At 68.7% G+C, this 18,405-nt stretch carries 20 protein-coding genes and 2 pseudogenes; 15 read left to right on the top strand and 7 right to left on the bottom strand.

Annotated features, from left to right (window positions below; all coding sequences use genetic code 11):
- Positions 1–129 precede the first annotated feature (129 nt).
- Positions 130–1,656: an MDR family MFS transporter gene (locus tag C4N9_RS04700; protein ID WP_109532131.1), complete on the top strand. Its 1,527-nt coding sequence runs from the start codon at positions 130–132 to the stop codon at positions 1,654–1,656.
- On the opposite strand, the gene C4N9_RS04695 is transcribed toward C4N9_RS04700, so the two are convergent.
- Positions 1,657–2,106 carry an SAM-dependent methyltransferase gene (locus C4N9_RS04695; RefSeq protein WP_109532130.1) on the bottom strand — a complete coding sequence of 150 codons (450 nt, stop codon included), beginning with the start codon at positions 2,104–2,106 and terminating at the stop codon, positions 1,657–1,659.
- Positions 2,103–3,017 (bottom strand): HAD-IIA family hydrolase, encoded by a 915-nt coding sequence (locus C4N9_RS04690; protein ID WP_245902454.1) that lies wholly within the window; start codon positions 3,015–3,017, stop codon positions 2,103–2,105. Before C4N9_RS04690 ends, C4N9_RS04695 begins: the two co-directional genes overlap by 4 nt.
- 251 nt (positions 3,018–3,268) lie before the next feature.
- Here C4N9_RS04690 and C4N9_RS04685 point away from each other — a divergent pair, with 251 nt between their 5' ends.
- The 8 genes from C4N9_RS04685 (at position 3,269) to C4N9_RS04650 (ending at position 8,464) form a co-directional block, all read left to right on the top strand.
- Entirely contained in the window at positions 3,269–4,057 is a 789-nt protein-coding gene (locus tag C4N9_RS04685) for an urease accessory protein UreD (protein WP_109532129.1), read from the top strand.
- 26 nt (positions 4,058–4,083) lie between these two features.
- Entirely contained in the window at positions 4,084–4,386 is a 303-nt protein-coding gene (locus tag C4N9_RS04680) for an urease subunit gamma (RefSeq protein ID WP_109532128.1), read from the top strand.
- A 15-nt stretch (positions 4,387–4,401) separates the two neighbouring features.
- Entirely contained in the window at positions 4,402–4,971 is a 570-nt protein-coding gene (locus C4N9_RS04675; RefSeq protein ID WP_109532127.1) for a HupE/UreJ family protein, read from the top strand.
- Between the two features lie 10 nt (positions 4,972–4,981).
- Positions 4,982–5,290 carry an urease subunit beta gene (locus C4N9_RS04670; RefSeq protein WP_109532126.1) on the top strand — a complete coding sequence of 103 codons (309 nt, stop codon included), beginning with the start codon at positions 4,982–4,984 and terminating at the stop codon, positions 5,288–5,290.
- Positions 5,287–5,616, top strand: a complete 330-nt coding sequence (locus C4N9_RS04665; protein WP_109532125.1) for an antifreeze protein — start codon at positions 5,287–5,289, stop codon at positions 5,614–5,616. The genes C4N9_RS04670 and C4N9_RS04665 overlap by 4 nt, the downstream gene beginning before the upstream one ends.
- Before the next feature lie 82 nt (positions 5,617–5,698).
- Positions 5,699–6,196, top strand: coding sequence for a GFA family protein (locus C4N9_RS04660; RefSeq protein WP_109532124.1), 498 nt, complete (start codon positions 5,699–5,701; stop codon positions 6,194–6,196).
- 31 nt (positions 6,197–6,227) lie between these two features.
- Complete coding sequence (gene ureC / locus C4N9_RS04655) at positions 6,228–7,937, top strand: urease subunit alpha (RefSeq protein ID WP_109532123.1); 1,710 nt, start codon at positions 6,228–6,230, stop codon at positions 7,935–7,937.
- 305 nt (positions 7,938–8,242) lie between these two features.
- Positions 8,243–8,464 (top strand): hypothetical protein, encoded by a 222-nt coding sequence (locus tag C4N9_RS04650; RefSeq protein WP_109532122.1) that lies wholly within the window; start codon positions 8,243–8,245, stop codon positions 8,462–8,464.
- 553 nt (positions 8,465–9,017) lie between these two features.
- Here C4N9_RS04650 and C4N9_RS04645 read toward each other — a convergent pair.
- Complete coding sequence (locus C4N9_RS04645) at positions 9,018–9,401, bottom strand: hypothetical protein (RefSeq protein ID WP_109532121.1); 384 nt, start codon at positions 9,399–9,401, stop codon at positions 9,018–9,020.
- A gap of 71 nt (positions 9,402–9,472) precedes the next feature.
- On the opposite strand from C4N9_RS04645, the gene C4N9_RS04640 reads away from it, so the two are divergent.
- The 5 genes and pseudogenes from C4N9_RS04640 (at position 9,473) to ureG (ending at position 12,519) form a co-directional block, all read left to right on the top strand.
- Positions 9,473–10,126 (top strand): urease accessory protein UreE, encoded by a 654-nt coding sequence (locus tag C4N9_RS04640; protein WP_109532120.1) that lies wholly within the window; start codon positions 9,473–9,475, stop codon positions 10,124–10,126.
- The gene (locus C4N9_RS04635) at positions 10,123–10,404 is read left to right on the top strand and encodes a YrhK family protein (protein WP_109532119.1); all 282 of its coding nucleotides are present in this window, start codon (positions 10,123–10,125) and stop codon (positions 10,402–10,404) included. The genes C4N9_RS04640 and C4N9_RS04635 overlap by 4 nt, the downstream gene beginning before the upstream one ends.
- Positions 10,370–10,792: pseudogene (locus C4N9_RS22435) on the top strand (urease accessory protein UreF); the annotation flags it as partial. The gene C4N9_RS04635 and the pseudogene C4N9_RS22435, both read left to right, overlap by 35 nt.
- A gap of 798 nt (positions 10,793–11,590) precedes the next feature.
- A pseudogene (locus tag C4N9_RS22480) lies at positions 11,591–11,905 on the top strand (urease accessory protein UreF); the annotation flags it as partial.
- Entirely contained in the window at positions 11,902–12,519 is a 618-nt protein-coding gene (ureG, locus tag C4N9_RS04620; RefSeq protein WP_109532118.1) for an urease accessory protein UreG, read from the top strand. The pseudogene C4N9_RS22480 and the gene ureG, both read left to right, overlap by 4 nt.
- Before the next feature lie 28 nt (positions 12,520–12,547).
- Here ureG and C4N9_RS04615 read toward each other — a convergent pair whose 3' ends face one another.
- Positions 12,548–14,167 carry an EamA family transporter gene (locus C4N9_RS04615; RefSeq protein WP_109532117.1) on the bottom strand — a complete coding sequence of 540 codons (1,620 nt, stop codon included), beginning with the start codon at positions 14,165–14,167 and terminating at the stop codon, positions 12,548–12,550.
- Positions 14,168–14,286: 119 nt separating this feature from the next.
- Positions 14,287–15,519, bottom strand: coding sequence for an FAD-dependent oxidoreductase (locus C4N9_RS04610; RefSeq protein WP_245902452.1), 1,233 nt, complete (start codon positions 15,517–15,519; stop codon positions 14,287–14,289).
- Positions 15,520–15,625: 106 nt separating this feature from the next.
- Here C4N9_RS04610 and C4N9_RS04605 point away from each other — a divergent pair, with 106 nt between their 5' ends.
- Positions 15,626–16,321: a nitroreductase family protein gene (locus C4N9_RS04605; RefSeq protein ID WP_109532115.1), complete on the top strand. Its 696-nt coding sequence runs from the start codon at positions 15,626–15,628 to the stop codon at positions 16,319–16,321.
- 15 nt (positions 16,322–16,336) lie between these two features.
- Here the strand turns inward: C4N9_RS04605 and C4N9_RS04600 are convergent, their stop codons facing one another.
- Both C4N9_RS04600 and C4N9_RS04595 read right to left on the bottom strand, forming a co-directional pair.
- On the bottom strand, positions 16,337–17,263 hold the full coding sequence (locus tag C4N9_RS04600) for an isopenicillin N synthase family dioxygenase (RefSeq protein ID WP_109532114.1): 927 nt from the start codon (positions 17,261–17,263) through the stop codon (positions 16,337–16,339).
- Positions 17,256–18,254 (bottom strand): serine hydrolase domain-containing protein, encoded by a 999-nt coding sequence (locus tag C4N9_RS04595; protein WP_109532113.1) that lies wholly within the window; start codon positions 18,252–18,254, stop codon positions 17,256–17,258. The genes C4N9_RS04600 and C4N9_RS04595 overlap by 8 nt, the downstream gene beginning before the upstream one ends.
- Positions 18,255–18,405: the final 151 nt, after the last annotated feature.

Below are 18,405 nucleotides of genomic sequence, written 5' to 3'. Positions count from 1 at the left end.
CCGCGTTCCGCGGGCTGAAACAGAAATTTCACAAATTAAATACCCCGCGCATCTTGCCTTGGCTGCCCTGAAACGCCAGTTTACAGCGCGACGCGCCATATTTCGCGCCTGTCCAATTCGAGATCCCATATGAATTCGCCAGAAACCTCGGCCGCTTCGGCCGGCCCCGACACGTCCGAACCGTCACAACCCGTCAATATCCGTCTGGTCATCGGTTCGGTCGCCACCCTTCTGCTGCTTGCTGCGCTGGATCAGACCATCGTCTCGACCGCGCTGCCGACCATCGTCGCCGACCTTGGCGGGCTCGAGCACCTGTCATGGGTCGTCACGGCCTATATCCTCGCCTCGACCGTCGCCGCGCCGCTTTACGGCAAACTCGGTGATCTTTATGGCCGCCGGCTCATGGTGTTCATATCGGTCGGGCTGTTCCTGCTGGGCTCGCTTCTGTGCGGGCTTGCAGGCAGCATGACCGCGCTGATCCTCGCGCGCGCGGTGCAGGGGCTGGGCGGCGGCGGGCTTTTCGTGCTGGCGCTCTCGGTCGTGGGTGACGTGCTGTCGGCCAAGGAGCGCGGCAAGGTGCAGGGCATGTTCGCGGCCGTCTTTTCGGTCTCGTCGATGGTCGGGCCGCTTATCGGCGGCTATTTCGTCGAGCATCTGAGCTGGCACTGGATCTTTCTCATCAACGTGCCGCTCGGCATCCTGGCCGTGGTGGGCTTTGCCGTCAGTTTCCCCGCGCATGTCGCCACGCACAAGCACCGCATCGACTGGGCGGGCGCGGCGCTGCTGTCGGTCACGCTGGCCTCGTTGACGCTGGTCACCGCGCTGGGCGGCACCACCTTCGCGTGGCTTTCGGTGCAAAGCGCGGCGCTGGCCGCCCTCGTGCTGATCGCCGGGCTGGGCTTCGTCGCCATCGAGCGCCGCGCGCCCGAACCGATCCTGCCGCTGGAGCTGTTTCGCGGCAACGTGTTCCGCAACACGTCGCTGCTGAGCTTCCTGACCGGGGCCATGATGTTCGGCGCCGTAACCTTTCTGCCGATCTATCTGCAGGTCTCGCGCGGGGTTTCGCCGATGGTGTCGGGACTGCTGATGGCGCCGATGACGCTGGGCATCATCGCGGCAACCACCGTTGCGGGGCGCTACATGCGCAGCACCGGGCGCTACCGGCTTCTGACGCTGGTGGGCATGGCGCTGCTGATCGTCGCGGGCGGACTTCTGTCGCAGATCGCGGTCGATACCTCGGTCTGGATGTTCTCGGCCATGCTGCTGCTTTTCGGCTTCTCGCTGGGCCTGAGTTTTCCGGTGCTGACGACGGCGGTGCAGAACGCCGTTCCGCGCGAAGTGCTGGGCACCGCCACCGCGTCGAGCGTGATGTTCCGGCAGATCGGCGCCTCGATCGCTGTCGCGCTGTTCGGCGCGCTGATGGCGACGCGGCTTGCCAACAGCTTCAACGGTCTGGCCATCCACCCCGAGGTCGGCCCGGCCCAGCTGGCGCAGATGGCGCCCGAGATGCGCGCGACCATCGCCGTGCATGTCGTCGATGCGATCTCGCCCATCTACTGGATCGTCGCGGGGCTTGCCGTCGTGGGGCTTTTGACCGCGTTCTTCCTGCGCGACATCCCGCTCAGCGCGCAACCCTCCGTGGCGCGGGCCGAGTGATCACAGGACGGGGCACCGCCCGGGCTTGATGTCCAGAAGCGGTGTCCCGTCCAGCGCTTCCAGCCCGGCCACGCGCAGCGTGTTCCCCTCGATCCCGAGCAGCCTCACGGTCGTCACGGCGATCGGGTTCGGGCGCACGGGCGAGCGTACGGAAAACACGCCCCGCAGCCCCTCGGCATGACCCGGCGCGATCACCAGAAGGTCGCGCCGCGCCTCGTGAAACCACAGATACAGCTCGATCCACGCGAAATCTCCGACCCCCAGAAGCGCCCGGTCCCAGGGCGGATCGACCACCACGAGCGATACGGGCCCGTCGGGATCCGCGCGCTTGGGGCAGTCCGCCAGCGTTTTCCAGGGCGTTTCGACATGGCCGATGAAGCCCAGCGAAGCGTCGGCGGACAACGCCGCCTGCGTCACCTCTTCCCCCGGTTTCAACGGCTTGTGGTTCATGTTTCATCCGCGATGAAGGTCGGCACGATGCCGGTCGCCTCGATGAAGCTGTCAGGGTCGACGCCCTTGAAGAACCCGTGCCCGGTGATCAGCACCGTGGCGCACCCCGCTGCGTGACCGCCGAGGATATCGGTATGCAGCGTGTCGCCCACCATCGCCACCTGCTCCGGCGGCAACCCCATCGCGGCCAGCGCCGCATCGAAGGCGCCCGCGAAGGGTTTGCCGTGATATTCGACCGGGACCGGCAATTGATGCGCCCAGTGGCCGGGCTCCCAGGTGAAGCCGTCTTCGCGCGGGGCGACGATGTCGGGATTGGCGCAGATCACCGGACGCGGACGGGCTTTCAACGCGGCGACCAAGGCCGCCTGTTTCGCGTCGGTCCAGTCTTGCGAGCCAAGGAACAGGAACCCGTCGGCGCGGCCCAGCAGATCGTTGTCCAGCGCGCGCACATCGCCCGGCAGATCTGCGAACCCCGCCCCTTCGGGCGCGATCCCGGCCCAGAGCCCCCCGCGCCCGGCCAGAGCCGCCGCGGCCAGATCCCGGCTGGCGATCACCTCGGTATCGGCAAAATCGAATCCCCAGCCGCGATACTTGGCCAACGCCTCGGCGCGTGGGGCCGAGGCGCCGTTGGTCAGCACCATGACCTTCTTGCCCAGGGCGCGCATCGTCGCCACGCGCTTCAGCGCCTGCTCCAGCACGCCCTCGCCGATATTCAAGACGCCGAACGCGTCCAGAATGAAGCCGTCATAGCGCTTCAGCACGTAATCGAGATCCAGAATCCGATAGCTGTGCTTCGGCCAGGGCCGCGCCGGTTGCGGCAGGCGGTGCGCGATCGCGCGGTAGCGGGCAAAGGCCCATCTGGCATCGGGTCGCATCGTTTCGGTCTGCCGGCGATCAGGTTTCAGCGCCATGCTGGCAAACTTCGGGCGCGGGCGAAAGCGGCAAATCGCCCCGGCTATGCGCAAGCTTTGCCCGATCCGCGGTCGGTGCCCGTCGTCCAAGCCCCTGAGTCGGGGAGCATTCTTCCGATCCGCCCAGAGAATAGACACCCTGCACAAATCGAAGGCAATCCCGTCGCCCGGATGCCCCGTAACCGCGCCTCTCCGGTGCCTTGCGCTGCCGCCTCTTCCCGCCCGCCAGCAGGGCGCGGTATCCCCGATCCATGCATGCCCAGCCCCAGATCCTGCACCAGCGCACCCGAGGCACCGCCGATGTCGCCTTGCAGGGCGGGCGGATCAAACGCCTGTTCACCCAGGGCTCGGCCAAGGCGATCACCCTGCCCGATCCCCGGCGCCCCGAGATCGTGTTCCTGAACACGTCGGGCGGGCTGACCGGCGGCGACCGGCTGGGCTATGCCTTGCAATGCGACAGCGACACCACCGCGACCACCCAGACCGCCGAGCGCGCCTACCGGGCGGGCGGCGGCATCGCGCGGATGGATGTGGCTTTGGACATCACGCGGGGCCGGCTGGACTGGCTGCCGCAGGAAACCATCCTGTTCGACCGCTCGGCCCTGCGCCGCCGCACCCGCATCGCGCTGGGACCGGAAGCCGAGTGCCTGACGCTGGAAGCCATCGTGCTGGGCCGCGCGGCGATGGGCGAGACGGTGCAGGATCTGCTGTTGCACGACACGCGCGAGATTTCGCGCGCGGGCCGCCCGGTCCTTGTCGAACCGTTGAAACTGACCGCCGCCGCGCTTCACGGCTCCGCCACGCTGGCGGGCGCCCGCGCCTTCGCCTCGATGGCACTGGTCGCGCGGGGGGCCGAGGACGCGCTGGCCCCCGTTCGCGCCGCGCTGGACGAGCCCGGCGTGCGGGGCGCGGCCTCTGGTTTCGATGGAAAACTGACGATACGGTTGATGGCGGCGGATGGCTGGCCACTCAGGCGCCAGATCGCCCGCCTCGTGCAGGTCCTGCGCCCGGGCCCCTTGCCCCGCGTCTGGCAGATCTAGGAGACCCGAATGTCCCGGAGAATGGCATGAATCTTACCCCCCGTGAAAAGGACAAGCTTCTGGTCAGCCTCGCCGCGATGGTCGCGCGCGGGCGGCTGGAACGCGGCGTGAAACTGAACCATCCCGAAGCGGTCGCACTGATCACCGATTTCGTCGTCGAGGGCGCGCGCGACGGTCGCGCCGTGTCCGACCTGATGGAAGCGGGCGCCCATGTCGTCACCGCCGCGCAATGCATGGAGGGCATCCCCGAGATGATCCATTCCGTGCAGGTCGAGGCCACCTTTCCCGACGGGACAAAGCTTGTCACCGTCCACCATCCGATCCGCTGACCAAAGGATTTCCCCATGCGCGCAATCGCCCTCGCCCTGCCCGTCGCCCTGCCTCTCGCCGCCCTGCCCACGCTCGCGCTGGCGCATAGCGGTGGGCATTCCGGTCTGTCCTTTCTGAGCGGCCTGTCGCATCCGCTGGGCGGTCTGGACCACGTTCTGGCAATGCTGGCGGTGGGCCTGATCGCGGCGCAGCGCGGCGGAGCCTCGGTGCTGGCCACGCCCGCCACCTTCGTCTGCGCGATGCTGGCGGGCGGCGCGCTGGGCGCGGCCGGCCTGACCTTTCCGGCGATGGAGCCGATGATCCTTGCCTCGATCATCGTTCTGGGCGCGCTCATCGCCATGGCCGTCCGCGCGCCGATGGCGCTGCTGTTGCCGGTCGTCGCCGCCTTCGGGCTTGCCCATGGCTGGGCGCATGGCGCCGAAGGTCCGGCCACGGGCCTCGCCCTCTATGCGCTGGGCTTCGCGCTGGCCACCGCCGCGCTGCACGGCGCAGGCATCGCCGTGGGCCGCGCCGTCAACCGGCTGGCGATCCGGGGCCTCGGCGCCCTGACCGCCGGTGCCGGTCTTGTTCTCGCCTTCGCCTGAGGAGCGCGCCATGATCCCCGGAGAGCTGTTTCCCGCCGAAGGTGACATCACCCTGAACGCCGACGCGCCGGTGACGGTGATCGCGGTTGCCAATACCGGCGACCGCCCGGTGCAGGTGGGCTCGCATTACCATTTCGCCGAAACCAATCCGGGGCTCAGCTTCGACCGCGAGGCGGCGATGGGCCAGCGGCTCGACATCCCCGCCGGCACTGCCGTCCGCTTCGAGCCGGGCCAGACCCGCGAGGTGCGGCTGATCCCCTACGAGGGCGCGCGCAAGGTCTATGGCTTCAATGCCCGCGTGATGGGGGCATTGTCGTGATCTTCGGCACCCTGCCCGATCTTTTCCGCCTGACCCTGCAAACCGGGCTGATGCTGGCGCAGGCCCAGCAGGTGGTCGCCATGCGGCTTCTGGGCGCGATGGGTGTCTGGCGGCTGCGTCCGGGGGAATACACCCGGATGCTGGTGGAAAAGATCGACGCGGCAGGCGACGCGCAGCGCGGCGTCGCGAAGGCCCTTGGCCAGTCCAAATCGCCCATCGTGGTGGCGCGCGCGGCGCTCGACCCCTATGCCAGACGCACCGGGCAGAATGCTCGCACCCTGACCCGGCGCGGTCCGGGTCGCCCGCCCAAGGGACCGGGCGCATGATGGCCCGGCTCGCCCTTCCCGCCACCCTGCCCGCGACGCCGCCGCAACCGGCGCCCCGGGCCGAAACCGGGACGGCGCACCGATGAGCGGCCTGTCGCTTGAGGGAAGCTGCCATTGCGGCGCGGTGCGTTTTGCCGTGGCCAGCCACACGCCGGTGCCCTACCAGCTTTGCTATTGCTCGATCTGCCGCAAGACGTCGGGCGGGGGTGGCTATGCGATCAATCTTGGCGCCCGCATGGACAGCCTCAGCATCGAAGGCGCGGAACATCTGGGCGTCTTCCGGGCCGAGATCCACGACGAGGACGGCGCCTGCCGCCTGTCCGGCGCCGAGCGGAATTTCTGCACCCGCTGCGGCTGCCACCTTTGGCTTTACGATCCGACCTGGCCCGAACTGGTCCATCCGCTGGCCTCGGTGATCGACACCCCGCTGCCTGAAGCCCCCGCGCGCACGCATATCATGCTCGATTTCAAACCCGACTGGATCCCTCTGCAGGCCGCGCCGCAGGACCGGACCTTCGCCCGCTATCCCGATGCCTCGCTCGAGGACTGGCACAGGGCCCACGGCCTCTGGGCCGAGTGACCGCCTCCCGCCCGCAAGAAAGGACACCGCCATGCCCTATCAGATCCCCCGCGCCCAATATGCCGACATGTTCGGCCCGACCACCGGCGACCGGCTGCGGCTGGGCGATACCGAGATCATCATCGAGGTCGAACGCGACCTGACGATCTATGGCTCCGAGGTGAAATTCGGCGGCGGCAAGGTGATCCGTGACGGCATGGGCCAGAGCCAGATCACCCGCGCGGGCGGCGCGATGGACACGGTCATCACCAATGCGCTGATCCTTGACCATACCGGCATCTACAAGGCGGATGTGGGCCTGCGCGACGGGCGGATCGCGGTGATCGGCAAGGCGGGCAACCCCGATACCCAGCCGGGCGTCGACGTGATCATCGGCCCGGGGACCGAGATCATCGCAGGCGAAGGCCGGATCCTGACGGCGGGCGGGTTCGACGCGCATATCCACTTCATCTGCCCCCAGCAGATCGAGGATGCGCTGCATTCGGGCCTGACCACCATGCTGGGCGGCGGCACCGGCCCCGCGCATGGCACGCTGGCCACGACCTGCACGCCAGGTCCGTGGCATATCGGCCGGATGCTGCAGGCGGTGGACGCGGTGCCGATGAATATCGGGCTTGCGGGCAAGGGCAATGCGTCGCAGCCCGAAGCACTGGTGGAAATGATCAAGGCCGGCGCCTGTGCGCTGAAACTGCACGAGGATTGGGGCACCACCCCCGCCGCCATCGATTGCTGCCTGAGCGTGGCCGATCAGATGGACGTGCAGGTGATGATCCATACCGACACGCTCAACGAATCGGGCTTTGTCGAGAACACGCTGGCGGCCATCGGCGGCCGCACCATCCACGCCTTCCATACCGAGGGCGCGGGCGGTGGCCACGCGCCCGACATCATCAAGGTGGTGGGTTCGCAGAACGTGATCCCCTCTTCCACCAACCCGACCATGCCCTACACCGTCAACACGATCGAGGAACATCTCGACATGCTGATGGTCTGCCACCACCTGTCGCGCAAGGTGCCCGAGGACGTGGCCTTCGCCGAATCCCGCATCCGCCGCGAAACCATAGCCGCCGAGGACATCCTGCACGATATGGGCGCCTTCTCGATCATCTCGTCCGACAGCCAGGCCATGGGCCGCGTGGGCGAGGTCATCACCCGCACCTGGCAGACCGCGTCCAAGATGAAGCAGCAGCGCGGCCGCCTGCCCGAGGAAACGGGCGAGAACGACAATCTCCGCGCCCGCCGCTATGTCGCGAAATACACGATCAACCCCGCCATCGTGCATGGCATGGCCGACGAGATCGGCTCGGTCGAAATCGGAAAACGCGCCGATCTGGTGCTCTGGTCGCCCGCCTTCTTCGGCGCGAAGCCCGAAATGGTGCTGATCGGCGGCACCATCGCCATGGCGCAGATGGGCGATCCCAATGCCTCGATCCCGACGCCCCAGCCGGTCTATTCCCGGCCCATGTTCGGCGCGATGGGCCGCTCGGTCGAACGCTCGGCGGTGACCTTCGTCTCGCAGGCCGCGGTCGATGCGGGCGTGGCACAGGCGCTGGGTCTGGCCAAGAGCGTGGTTCCCGTCAGGGGCTGCCGGGGCGTCAGCAAGTCCGACATGAAACTCAACGACGCCACCCCGGAGATCGAGGTCGATCCCGAAACCTACGAGGTCCGGGCCGACGGCGTGCTGCTCACCTGCGAACCGGCCCGCGAATTGCCCCTCGCGCAGCGCTATTTCCTGTTCTGAACGGGCAGCAGCGGCGCGCTTGGGCTGCGTCCGGGGGCCAGCCCCCGGACCCCCGGGATATTTATGGAACAAAGACGGGAAACGTGCGGGTCACCATCAAACTCAATCTGACGGGATCGTTGGGGGGCCGGCCAGCCTCCTTTTCCTTGCGACCTGCGGGCGCGCCCGCAGGAATGCTGCGTAGCAGCGTGCGGTATGCTGCGCGCGCAAAGCAACCATGCCGAATGGTCAGTGGTTCCGTCAGCATCCGTGTCCTATCCTGACCGTATGGGAGGAAACCCGCGAGCCCAAACGAGGTTTCCACAATGGCTTACACCGCAACCACCCCCGCCTACCCGCGTCTGCTGACCAAACTGGATGCGCTTCGGGCGACCTTCGCCAGGGCTTTCGACGCCCTTATCGAGGCCCGGTCGCGCCGGAACGAGATCGAGCGGCTGCAAAAGATGTCGGATACGCAGCTTGCACGGCTTGGCCTTACGCGCGACGGCATCGTGCAGCACGTCTTCCGCGACCATCTCGGGCTTTGAGGACCGCGCATCCGGCGATTGTTTCGTCCGGATACGCCAGTGGAGTACGCCGCCAGATCCGTGGATCGCGGGCCCAAACAGGCCCCGCCGCGGGTCTGCGCCGCTCCCGGCATCCCTGTCCTGCACACTGATCCGCTCTTAACCCTTTGAAGGTTTTATAGGGTTCGCGTCGGCCAGACTCATGTTGCGGCGCCTGCGGGCGATCCACATGCCGGGCGAAACGCGGTACTGCCCGGGCCTTCTCGAGCGTGTAATACAGGAACCGGCGCGCTGCCTTGATGGTCGCCTCGCCTGCATAGGTCTGTGCGTGCGCCGTTTGGCGCCAGCAGGCGACGGAATGCTGCCTCCTCGCTCGCATCCGTTACTGCAGATCCACCGGCCAATCAGTCGGGCCTCGCCCGCCCTCGCCCCGTCCGCGGTACAGCGCCCGCCGTGCCTGTCGTGCCGTGCGCGTCATTCAGACCGCCCCCCGGAGGTCACCGGACGACGCCCCTGCACCATCCCGGCATCCGCGCGGCGCGCCCGCCGATTGCGACGGTTCATCCCCGGCAAATCAGTTCCACGCGCCGCCGCCCTGCTGGGTGAGCGCGATGAAGGCGGCGTCGGCGCAGTCGGGGCCTGGCGGAATCGTCAGCGTGCGCGGCCCGCCGCCCGCGCCGGGAAGAGGCGCTCGGGGGCCGTCCCTCAGGCTCAGTTCTACGACGATTTTCGTCCGCTCGCGCCAGTAATGCGCATCGGCCTGCAGATCGAGCGGCAGCAGCCGGTGGTCGAAGACCCGGATGCAATCCTCGCGCAGATGGGCGACGGTCCAGCGCCCTTGCCGCATCGCGGCATCGCCGGCGATCAACCGGGCGCTCAGTTCCGCTTCCCGTTCGCGAAGCCGGGCGATGCGGCTGCGCACCATCGCCAGTTCATCGACTTCTGCCGATATCCTCATCCGTTCCTCCATCACTTGCGTCGCCGATGGTGCAATGCGAGGGTAAACATGACGTTTACGAGGATGCCGGGATGCATGATCTGCCCAAAACCGACCTTCCGCCGGTGGCCCGCCTGCTGCGCGACCCTCAGCCGGACAGCTATGACAGCGTGGTGCTCGATTACGATGGCCGGATGCTGCGGCGCAAAAGGCTGCAGACGCAGCACGGACAGGGTTTCATGGTCGACCTGCCCGCCGTGACCAACCTGGACGAGTATTGGGGTTTCGAGCTTGAAGACGGGCGGATCATCCGGATTGTCCCTGCGGGCGAGGCGGTTTTGCGCGTCACCGGCGACCTGCCAAGGCTGGCCTGGCATATCGGCAACCGGCACACGCCCTGCGAGATCCATGACGATCACCTGCTGATCCGCGAGGACCATGTCCTGGAAAAGATGCTGCACGGTCTCGGCGCCCGGACCCTTCGCGTGACTCAGCCCTTCGCACCGGAATCGGGTGCCTATGGCACGGGTCGGACGATGGGCCATGACCACGGCCCGGCGCAGGAACCGGGCGATCATCATGCGCATATTCATCATGGCGATCATAAGCATGGAGATCATCAGCATGGACAGGATGTCCCGACGGATGATGAGCATGGACACTATCCCGACCACGACCATAGCCGCGTCTCGGGCAATGTTCGGCACCATGGGGCGACCTCCGACAGTCGCCCGGACGCAGAATGAAACTGTTCGCTCCGGAAAACCGCCATGCCTCGCCCGATCACGCGCGGGTCTGGGCGACCTATGAAATCGCCTACACGCTGGTCGATTTCTGCGCCGCCGGGTTGTTCGTGGTCGGCTCCATCCTGTTCCTTTGGGAAAGCACGATGACCATCGCGACCTGGATGTTCATCCTGGGTTCGGTCTGTTTCGCGCTCAAACCCACGATCCGGCTTGCGCGGGAAATCAGGATGGTGACACTCGGCGATGTCGAGGATGTCGCCAAGAGGCTCAATGACTGACACCGCCAACGCAGCCGATCTGCTCTGCGTGACGCAATGGCTTTCGCCGGCCTTTCCGACCGGCGCCTTCGCCTATTCGCACGGGCTTGAACGGGTGATCGCGACGGGTACGATCCGCGATGCCGCCACGCTCGAGGATTGGTTGACCGGCATCCTGTTGCATGGCGCGGGGTGGCAGGACGCCGTGCTGCTGGCGCAGGGGCTGCGGGCCGGAACCGATCTGGACGCTCTGGATGCCCTGGCGCGGGCGCTGGCGCCGTCCGCCGAGCGGCTGAAAGAGACGCTGGACCAGGGCGCCGCGCTGTCGCGCACGATCGCGGGGATGGACGCGTCCGGAGGGAAAGCCACGGGACCGGATCGCCACGCCGCCGATGGGGCGACGCCCGAGGGACCCGTCGCGCCCCTCGGCGCATCGGCCGGAGGCTTGCCCTCTGATACCGGCGCGCTTGGCTTCATGGCGTCCGGGCAGCGCGACGGTATGGCACATGGAAGGGGCACAGCGATGACCCCGACCGAGGGCGCGGCGGCCGCAGCCTCGGCCCCCGCCGTGACTTCTGCCTTCGACCGCGCGACGACGGGGCCTGACCCGGCGATCCCGAGCGCGATGGCGCCCGGTGCCGGACAAGACGCCCCCCGGGCTTTCAGCGGCACCGAAACACTGGGCGGCGACGGCGGCGCTGTGCGGAAAAGCGCTTCGCCCGGGGCCAGGGAAGTACCTGACAATGGACGTGTCGCCTCCTCGCCGCCGAGATCGGGGGAAGTCGCGCCTTGGGTCTCCTCGACGCCGGATCCGGCGGGCGGGGCGCGCGCTGGCGCCGCCGGGGTACCGCTCAGTTCTGTCGCCCGGACCGCCGCGACCCGGGTCACGGCATCGGCGACGATGATCTCTGCAAGCGCGGAAACCGTGCCCGATACGGCGCGCGGCTTGGTTCCCGTGGACCGCGAAGCGCCGGGCCCAGGACAGAGCGGCGCGCAGAGCGGGTCAGAGGACCACCCGGCGGGCCCAGGCGGCAACCGGAAGGATGACGGCGCCGGAACTCTGCGCGGTGCCCCCGACGCGCAGGACCGGAGCGCCACCTTGCCCCCCGCCGGCCCCGACACCGCGGCGGCCGACCGTTCTAATCCCGAGACCACGGATCCGCGCAATCCCCAAGCCGGAAGAACCGCACAGCCCGCGCGGCATCCCGGCGCGCTTCGAACGTCGCGGACGCTGCCCATTGCTCTGGCCGAGGCCGCGCGGCGCACCGCGCTGCCCCCCGCCACGATCATCGCGCTGTTCCTGCAGGGTTTTGCCGGGAACCTCGTCACCATCGCCGTGCGCCACGTGCCCCTGGGCCAGACCGAGGGCCAGACGGTTCTGGCCCGGCTTGCGCCGGTGATCGTGGCGCTGGCGGCGCAGGCGGCCGAGGCCTCGCTCGAGGATCTGGGCGGCTCGGCATTGGCGGGCGATCTGGCCGCTTTCGAACATGAAACACAGGATGTCAGGATTTTTCGGACATGAGCAAACATGGGCCCCTCCGGGTCGGCATCGGCGGCCCGGTGGGCTGCGGCAAGACCTCGCTGACCGAGCAACTCGCGCGCGCGCTGGCCGGGCGCTGCTCGATGGCGGTGATCACCAACGACATCTACACGCGCGAGGATGCCGATTACCTGCTGCGCGCGCAGGTGCTGCCCGAGTCCCGCATCCGGGGCGTTGAGACCGGCGGCTGCCCGCATACCGCGATCCGCGAGGATGCCTCGATCAATTTGGCTGCCGTCGATGAGCTGACGACCGGAATCCCCGGCCTGGACCTGATCCTGATCGAATCGGGCGGCGACAACCTGGCGGCAACCTTTTCGCCCGAACTGGCCGATCTGACGATCTACGTGATCGACACCGCCGCCGGGCAGGACATTCCGCGCAAACGTGGGCCGGGGCTGACGAAATCGGACCTGCTGGTGGTCAACAAGACCGATCTGGCGCCGCATGTCGGGGTCGACCTGGCGCTTCTGGAAGCGGATACGCAAAAGGCGCGCGGGACACGGCCCTATGTGATGGCGCAGGTGCGCAACGCGGTGGGTATCGACGCGGTCGTGGACTTTCTGGAGCGCGAGGGCGGGCTGAGCCTGAACTGAGCGCCTTCGCGCGAGGACGGGCGGCGCCTCAGCCCGTTCGGGTCGGGCGCGGCGCGGGACGCGGCGTGTCCGGCTTGCCCTGCGACGTTCCGGCCGTGGGCGCCGGGCGCTTGGTCGGGCCCTGCGGATCGGGGGTGGACGGAGTCTTCGGCGATTGCCCCGCGGTTCCGGTGGCAGCGGGTTTGCCCGCTTCGGCTTTCGGCGCCCCGGGATTGCCGGGTTGCGCCTTGCCCGGTTGCGCCTTACCCGGTTGCGATTTTGCAGCTTGGGGCTTGGCCGCTTTCGGCCCGGCGGCCTGCGGTCGGGCGCCCGCTTGCGGCCCCTGCCCGCCCGCGGCGCGCGGCGCGGCGGCGTTCTGGCCTGCACCACCCTGACCCGCTGCTTTCCACGGGCGCGCCGCTCCGGCTGCCTGGCCCGCAGGCGGTGATGAGGGTGCCGCCCGGGATTTCGGCGGCCCGTTCGGTTGTGCACCGGGATGCGTCCCGGACTGCGTCCCGCTCTGCGGACGGGGCTGCGCAGGAGCCTGTCCACCACCCGCCGGGGACGCGGTGTGCCGGGCATTGCCCCCCTGCGCCCCGGGCGCCGCATTCGGAGCCTTCGCCGCTTGCGCCGCTCGCTGAACCGGTACCGCCCCCTGCCCGGATCGGCCCGGGTTCGGTCCCGGCGCGGAACTGGCCGAAGCGGGCGCATCGGGCTCTCGCCGACCGGGCGTGCCGGCGGCCGGGCCCATCAGCCGGACCTCGCGGTGGCCCTGCGCCTCGGCGGCGAGCGCCGATTTCGCCCGCCGCCAGCGGGGAAGTTTCACCGTCGAGGCGCCGATCACCAGCGCCAGCCCGGCAAAGGCGAGAAGCGGCAAACGTTCGTCGCGAAAGATGATGCCGAACACCACGCTGAACGCGGGCATCAGGAACATCGCAAGCGCCGCGCGGTTCGCGCCCGCCTGCTGGACCAGCGCGTAATTCAGAAGATTGGGCGCCACGGTGGCCAGCACGACCAGCGCGCCCAGCGTGCCCAGCACCGTCAACGAGGGCTCGGCCGCGACGGGCCCGTCGATCAGAAGCGCCAGCGGCCAGATCGCCAGCGTGCCGACCGCGAACATCGCCGCCGACAGCATGAGCGGGGCAACGCGGCGACGGCGGCGGAACCAGACATTCCCCGCCGCATAGCTCAGGGGCGAGATCAGCGTCAGCAGCGTCCCCAGCCCCGCCTGCCCGAAACCGCCCGCGGCAATGGCCGGAACCGAGATCAACAGGACGCCCATGATCCCCACGCCGATCCGCATCCCCTGTTCCAGAGTTGCGGGCTCGTCGGGCAGCACCATCGCCGCCATGGCCAGCGTGAAAAGCGGCATCGTCGCATAGAGCATCCCGCCCATGCCCGAGGGAATGTATTGCATCCCCGCCGCCATACTGACGAAGGGGATCGCCACCACCAGCGTCCCGCCGACCAGCGCGGTCAGCAGGTCATAGCGCGTGAAGCGCTTTTGCGGCCCCAAGGCCCCGGCCGCGAGGATCAGCAGCGGCAAACCCAGCGCCGAGCGCAGGGCGGCCAGCGTCCAGGGCGGGAAATAGGCCACGGCCTCGGCAATCAGCAGCGGCGAGGCACCGAAACCGGCCGCGGTGAGGATCAGAAGCAGGGAAGTGGGCATTGTCGGGGTCCCGTCCAGGACGAGGGATCAGGCGAAAGGTCGGATCGGGGATCCGCCAAGTGGCCTCCCGTACCGAACGCCGCCTGCGCCGTCAATCGCCGCGCCCGCTCATCGACCGTTCATCGGCCGGTCCGGGCCTGCTCCGCAGCCTGGCTAACCGCGCCCGCGCGGGGCAGTTCCGGACGCAGGCCCAGCCCGATGAACCGAGCCGGGAAGCGCCGCAGATAGGGCACGCGCGCCAGAAGCCGCAAGGGCAGCGGCGGCGGGGCGTCGGGCGCGTCCAGCGCCGGGCGGATCACGCGGTCCTGCAGCAGGACCTGAACGCGCTGCGTCACCCGCGTCGGCCATTCGCGGCGGCGCTGCACCTGCCGCAAATCATCCACGATCAGCGTCCCGTTGCGCAGCGGCGCGGCCAGGATATTCGCCGCCGCCACCGCATCCTGCACGGCCAGGTTGATGCCGACGCCCCCCACCGGCGACATCGCATGCGCCGCGTCGCCGATGCACAAGAGCCCCTCGCGCCACCAGCGCGTCAGGCGGTTCACCTGGACACTGAGAAGCTTTACCTTGTCCCAGTCGTCGATCTCGTCAAGCCGCGCGGCCTCGATCCCCGTCGCGGCACCCACCCGCCGCCGGAATGCCTCGAGCCCCTCGGCGCGCACCGTATCGGCGCCGTCCTTGGGGACGACGAAGGCCATCTGCCAGTAATCGCCGCGGTTGAGCTGAATGATGATGCTGCCATCCTTCAGCCGACCCAGCGATTCCGGGTTCTCGCCGCCCTCGCGGCTGACGCGGAACCACAGGACGTCGATCGGCGCCCCCAGATCGCGCAGGGCCAGCCCCGCGGCATCGCGCAGGCCGGAATGGCGCCCATCGGCCACCAGCACCAGATCCGCGCGAATCTCGACCGGCCCCGACGGCCCCCTGGCCCGCAGGCCGGTGACGCGGCCGCCTTCCTCGATCAGCGTTTCGCTCTCGGTCTCCATCCGCAGCGTGAATCCCGGACAGGCCGCCGCCTGCTGCGCCACGAAATCCAGAAAATCCCATTGCGGCATCATCGCCACGAAACCGGTCCGTTCGCCCAGCGGCGTGAAATCCACCACCGGCACCGGCCTGTCGCCAAAGCTGAACTCCATATGCCGGAACGGGTAATGCGGCAGCGCCAGAAGTTCGTCGAGCAGCCCCAGCGCTTCCATGATCCGCAGCGTCGACGGGTGGATCGTGTCGCCCCGGAAATCCCGCAGGAAATCGCGATGCTTTTCCAGCACCACAACCTCGACACCGGCGCGCGCCAGCAGGAACCCGGCCATCAGCCCCGCCGGGCCGCCGCCCGAGATCACACAGCGTGTCATCATCTGTTCCATGGCGACCACCATGCGCCCGAGGCGGCGCCCGCGCAAGGACGCTGGACCCGGGCTGCGCGGCTTGCTACGCCTTTGCAAAACCGGGAGGTCAGCCATGTATTCCAAGGGTCAGGTCCAGTATCAGCCCATCCCCCTGCCCGACCGGGTACAACGGTCCGAGGCCGAGACGCTCGCACAGGCAGAAGCCTTCCTTGCCTACATGAAGAAGCGCCACTCGGTGCGCGATTACGACACGCGCCCGGTGCCCGAAGCGGTGATTGCCGCCTGCATCGCCGCCGCCGGCACCGCCCCCTCGGGCGCCAATCACCAGCCGTGGCATTTCGTGGCGATCTCGGACCCGGCGATGAAACAACAGATCCGCGACGCTGCCGAGGAGGAAGAGCGCGCCTTTTATCAGGGCGGCGCAAGCGACGAATGGCTGGCCGCGCTCGAACCCATCGGCACCGGCGTGTCGAAACCCCATCTCACCGATGCGCCCTGGCTGATCGTCGTCTTCGCGCAGCGCTGGGGCGTCACGCAGGACGGCGCGCGCTACAAGAATTATTACGTCCCCGAAAGCGTCGGCATCGCCACCGGGATGCTGATCGCGGCCCTGCACCATGCCGGGCTGGTTTGCCTTGAACACACGCCCAACCCGATGAAATTCCTCAACGCCCTGTGCAACAGGCCGGAATCGGAAAAGCCGGTGATGATCCTGCCCGTGGGCTTCCCCGCGCCCGATGCCACCGTGCCGCAGGTCGCCAAGATCAAGAAACCGCTCGACGAAATCCTGAGCGTTTTCCGCGCCTGAGGGATCGGCGTCCCCTCATCCCGCCGGCGCCGCGCGTTGCAGGTGCAGATAGGTCTCGTTGAAGCGCTTTTGCAGGTGATCCTCGGCCCGGACCACCCGGCCCGAGCCGATCGGCGCCACGTTCACATCGGGCGAGGGATTGAAGAACAGCGGCACCGAGATCCGCTCCGAGGCCGAACCCACCACCCGGTGCAGCGTGGCCCGGACGCGCCCGCCCGACCAGCTTTCCAGCATCTCGCCGAAATTCACCACGAACCCGCCCGGCGCGGCCACCACCGCCTGCCATGTCCCGTCCCTCATCTGCACCTCAAGCCCCGGCACGCCGTCGCTCGCCAGCAAGGTCAGGCATCCGTAATCGGTATGCGCGGCAATGCCGAAATCACGCGCGCCCGCCCAGTCCGGCCGCTCGGGATAGAAATTGCCGCGCAGCAAAGCCATGGGCTGGTCGAACTTGTCATCGAACCAGTGCGGATCTTCGCCCAGAACCCCGGCAATCGCCCCCAGAAGCCGCAGCGACAAGGCCCGCGCCTCGGCGTAGTACGCCTCCAGCGTCGCGCGGAAGCCTTCGGGACGGGCGGGCCACAGGTTGGGCGCATGAACCGCGCGGTCCGATCCGGGCACCGCGAAACCCATGTCGTAGACTTCCTTGTAATCGGGATTGGCGCCCGGATCGACCCGTTCCGACAGCGGCGCGCCCCAGCCCCGGTTCGACCCGGTCCGCGCCATGTCGACCGCCGCCTTTTCAGCGTCGGGCAGCAGGAAGAAAGCGCGGTAGGCGGCGATCACCCCGGCCACCCGCGCCGCCGGGATCGGCGTGTTGACCAGCGTCAGGAAGCCCACCGCCTCGACGCCGCGCCGCAGCTCGGCGCGCGCCAGCGCATCGCCCGCAAACAGCGCACCCACATCGACCTGCGGGATCGCGCGCGGATCACCCTCACTCATCGGGCAGAGCCTCGACCAGCGCCAGGTCCAGCGCTTCCAGACCCTCCCAGCCGGGGCAGCTGTCGACCGCCACGGTGACACCCCAGCCGCCGCGCCAGAGCACCGAATAGGCCGCGGCCTGAACGTCCTCCATGCACAGCATCCCGTTATGCCACCAGATCCAGTCCTCGCCCAGCGGACGCCCGACCATGCCCAGCCCGTAGACCACGGGCGCGTTGATCACCGTCGCCGGCCCCTGCGCCGGGCGATCGCCATAGAGCATCGCGTGGAACATCGCGTAATCGGCCAGCGGCGCCTGCCAGCCGCCCATCGGCCCGAACGCGCCCGTGGTCTCCGAGATCGACGCCGCCGGCAGCACACCGTCGCAGGCCACGCCGTAAGGCTGTCCCGTCACCGCCTCGACGACGCTGCCCAGAAGCGCGTAATTCTCGTTGCTGTAGCGATAGCCGGGGGGCGTGTCGTCGGCGGTCGGGATCAAGTCCGCCATCGGCCACTCCGCCACCGAACGCCAGTCGCCCTCGGTCAGCCAGCCCGGCATCGCCTCCTGCGTGCGGTCCGGCAGCCCGGCGCTGTGCGTCACAAGCTGCGCCACCGTGATCGCCCCCGGCGCGCCGGTCCAGCCCAGCCGCGCGGCCATGGTGTCGCTCCAGCGCAGCCGCCCCTCTTCGACCAGCCCTGCAAGGCATTGCGCGGTGATCGCCTTCGACATCGAGGCCAGTTCGCGCGGGGCGCCGGGCTCGACTCCCTCGGCCTGAGTCAGCACGACGGCGCCGCGATAGGTCACCGCGATCTCGGGCGCGGCCGCGCCCTGCTCATGCGCCCAGTCGAAAAACGCGCGGGCCAGAGCCTCGGCCGGGCTGATCGCGGCAGGGGCTTCCCCGGACTCCGCCGCCTCCGCCGCCGCCTGCTCCGGCATCGTGTCCTCCGCCTGCGCGACGAGCGTCCCGCCACCAAGCATCAAGGTTAACAGCGCCCAGAACCGGATCGACACGACACCCTCCCGTCTTGCAATGCCCCGAAATCTCCCGGCAAGATACCCGCGCCGCATTGCAGCGCAACTCCCGAACGCGTGACCGCCCCGCGAACGGCAAAAGGGCGCGGCCCCGGCCACGCCCCTCAGTCTCGTCCCGGATTTGCTCCGG

It is taken from the genome of Pararhodobacter marinus (genome assembly GCF_003122215.1).
In the GTDB taxonomy this organism is placed as follows: Bacteria; Pseudomonadota; Alphaproteobacteria; order Rhodobacterales; family Rhodobacteraceae; genus Pararhodobacter; species Pararhodobacter marinus.
Note: the sequence above shows the minus strand (reverse complement) of the source record. Positions and strands in the feature narration are given on the sequence as shown.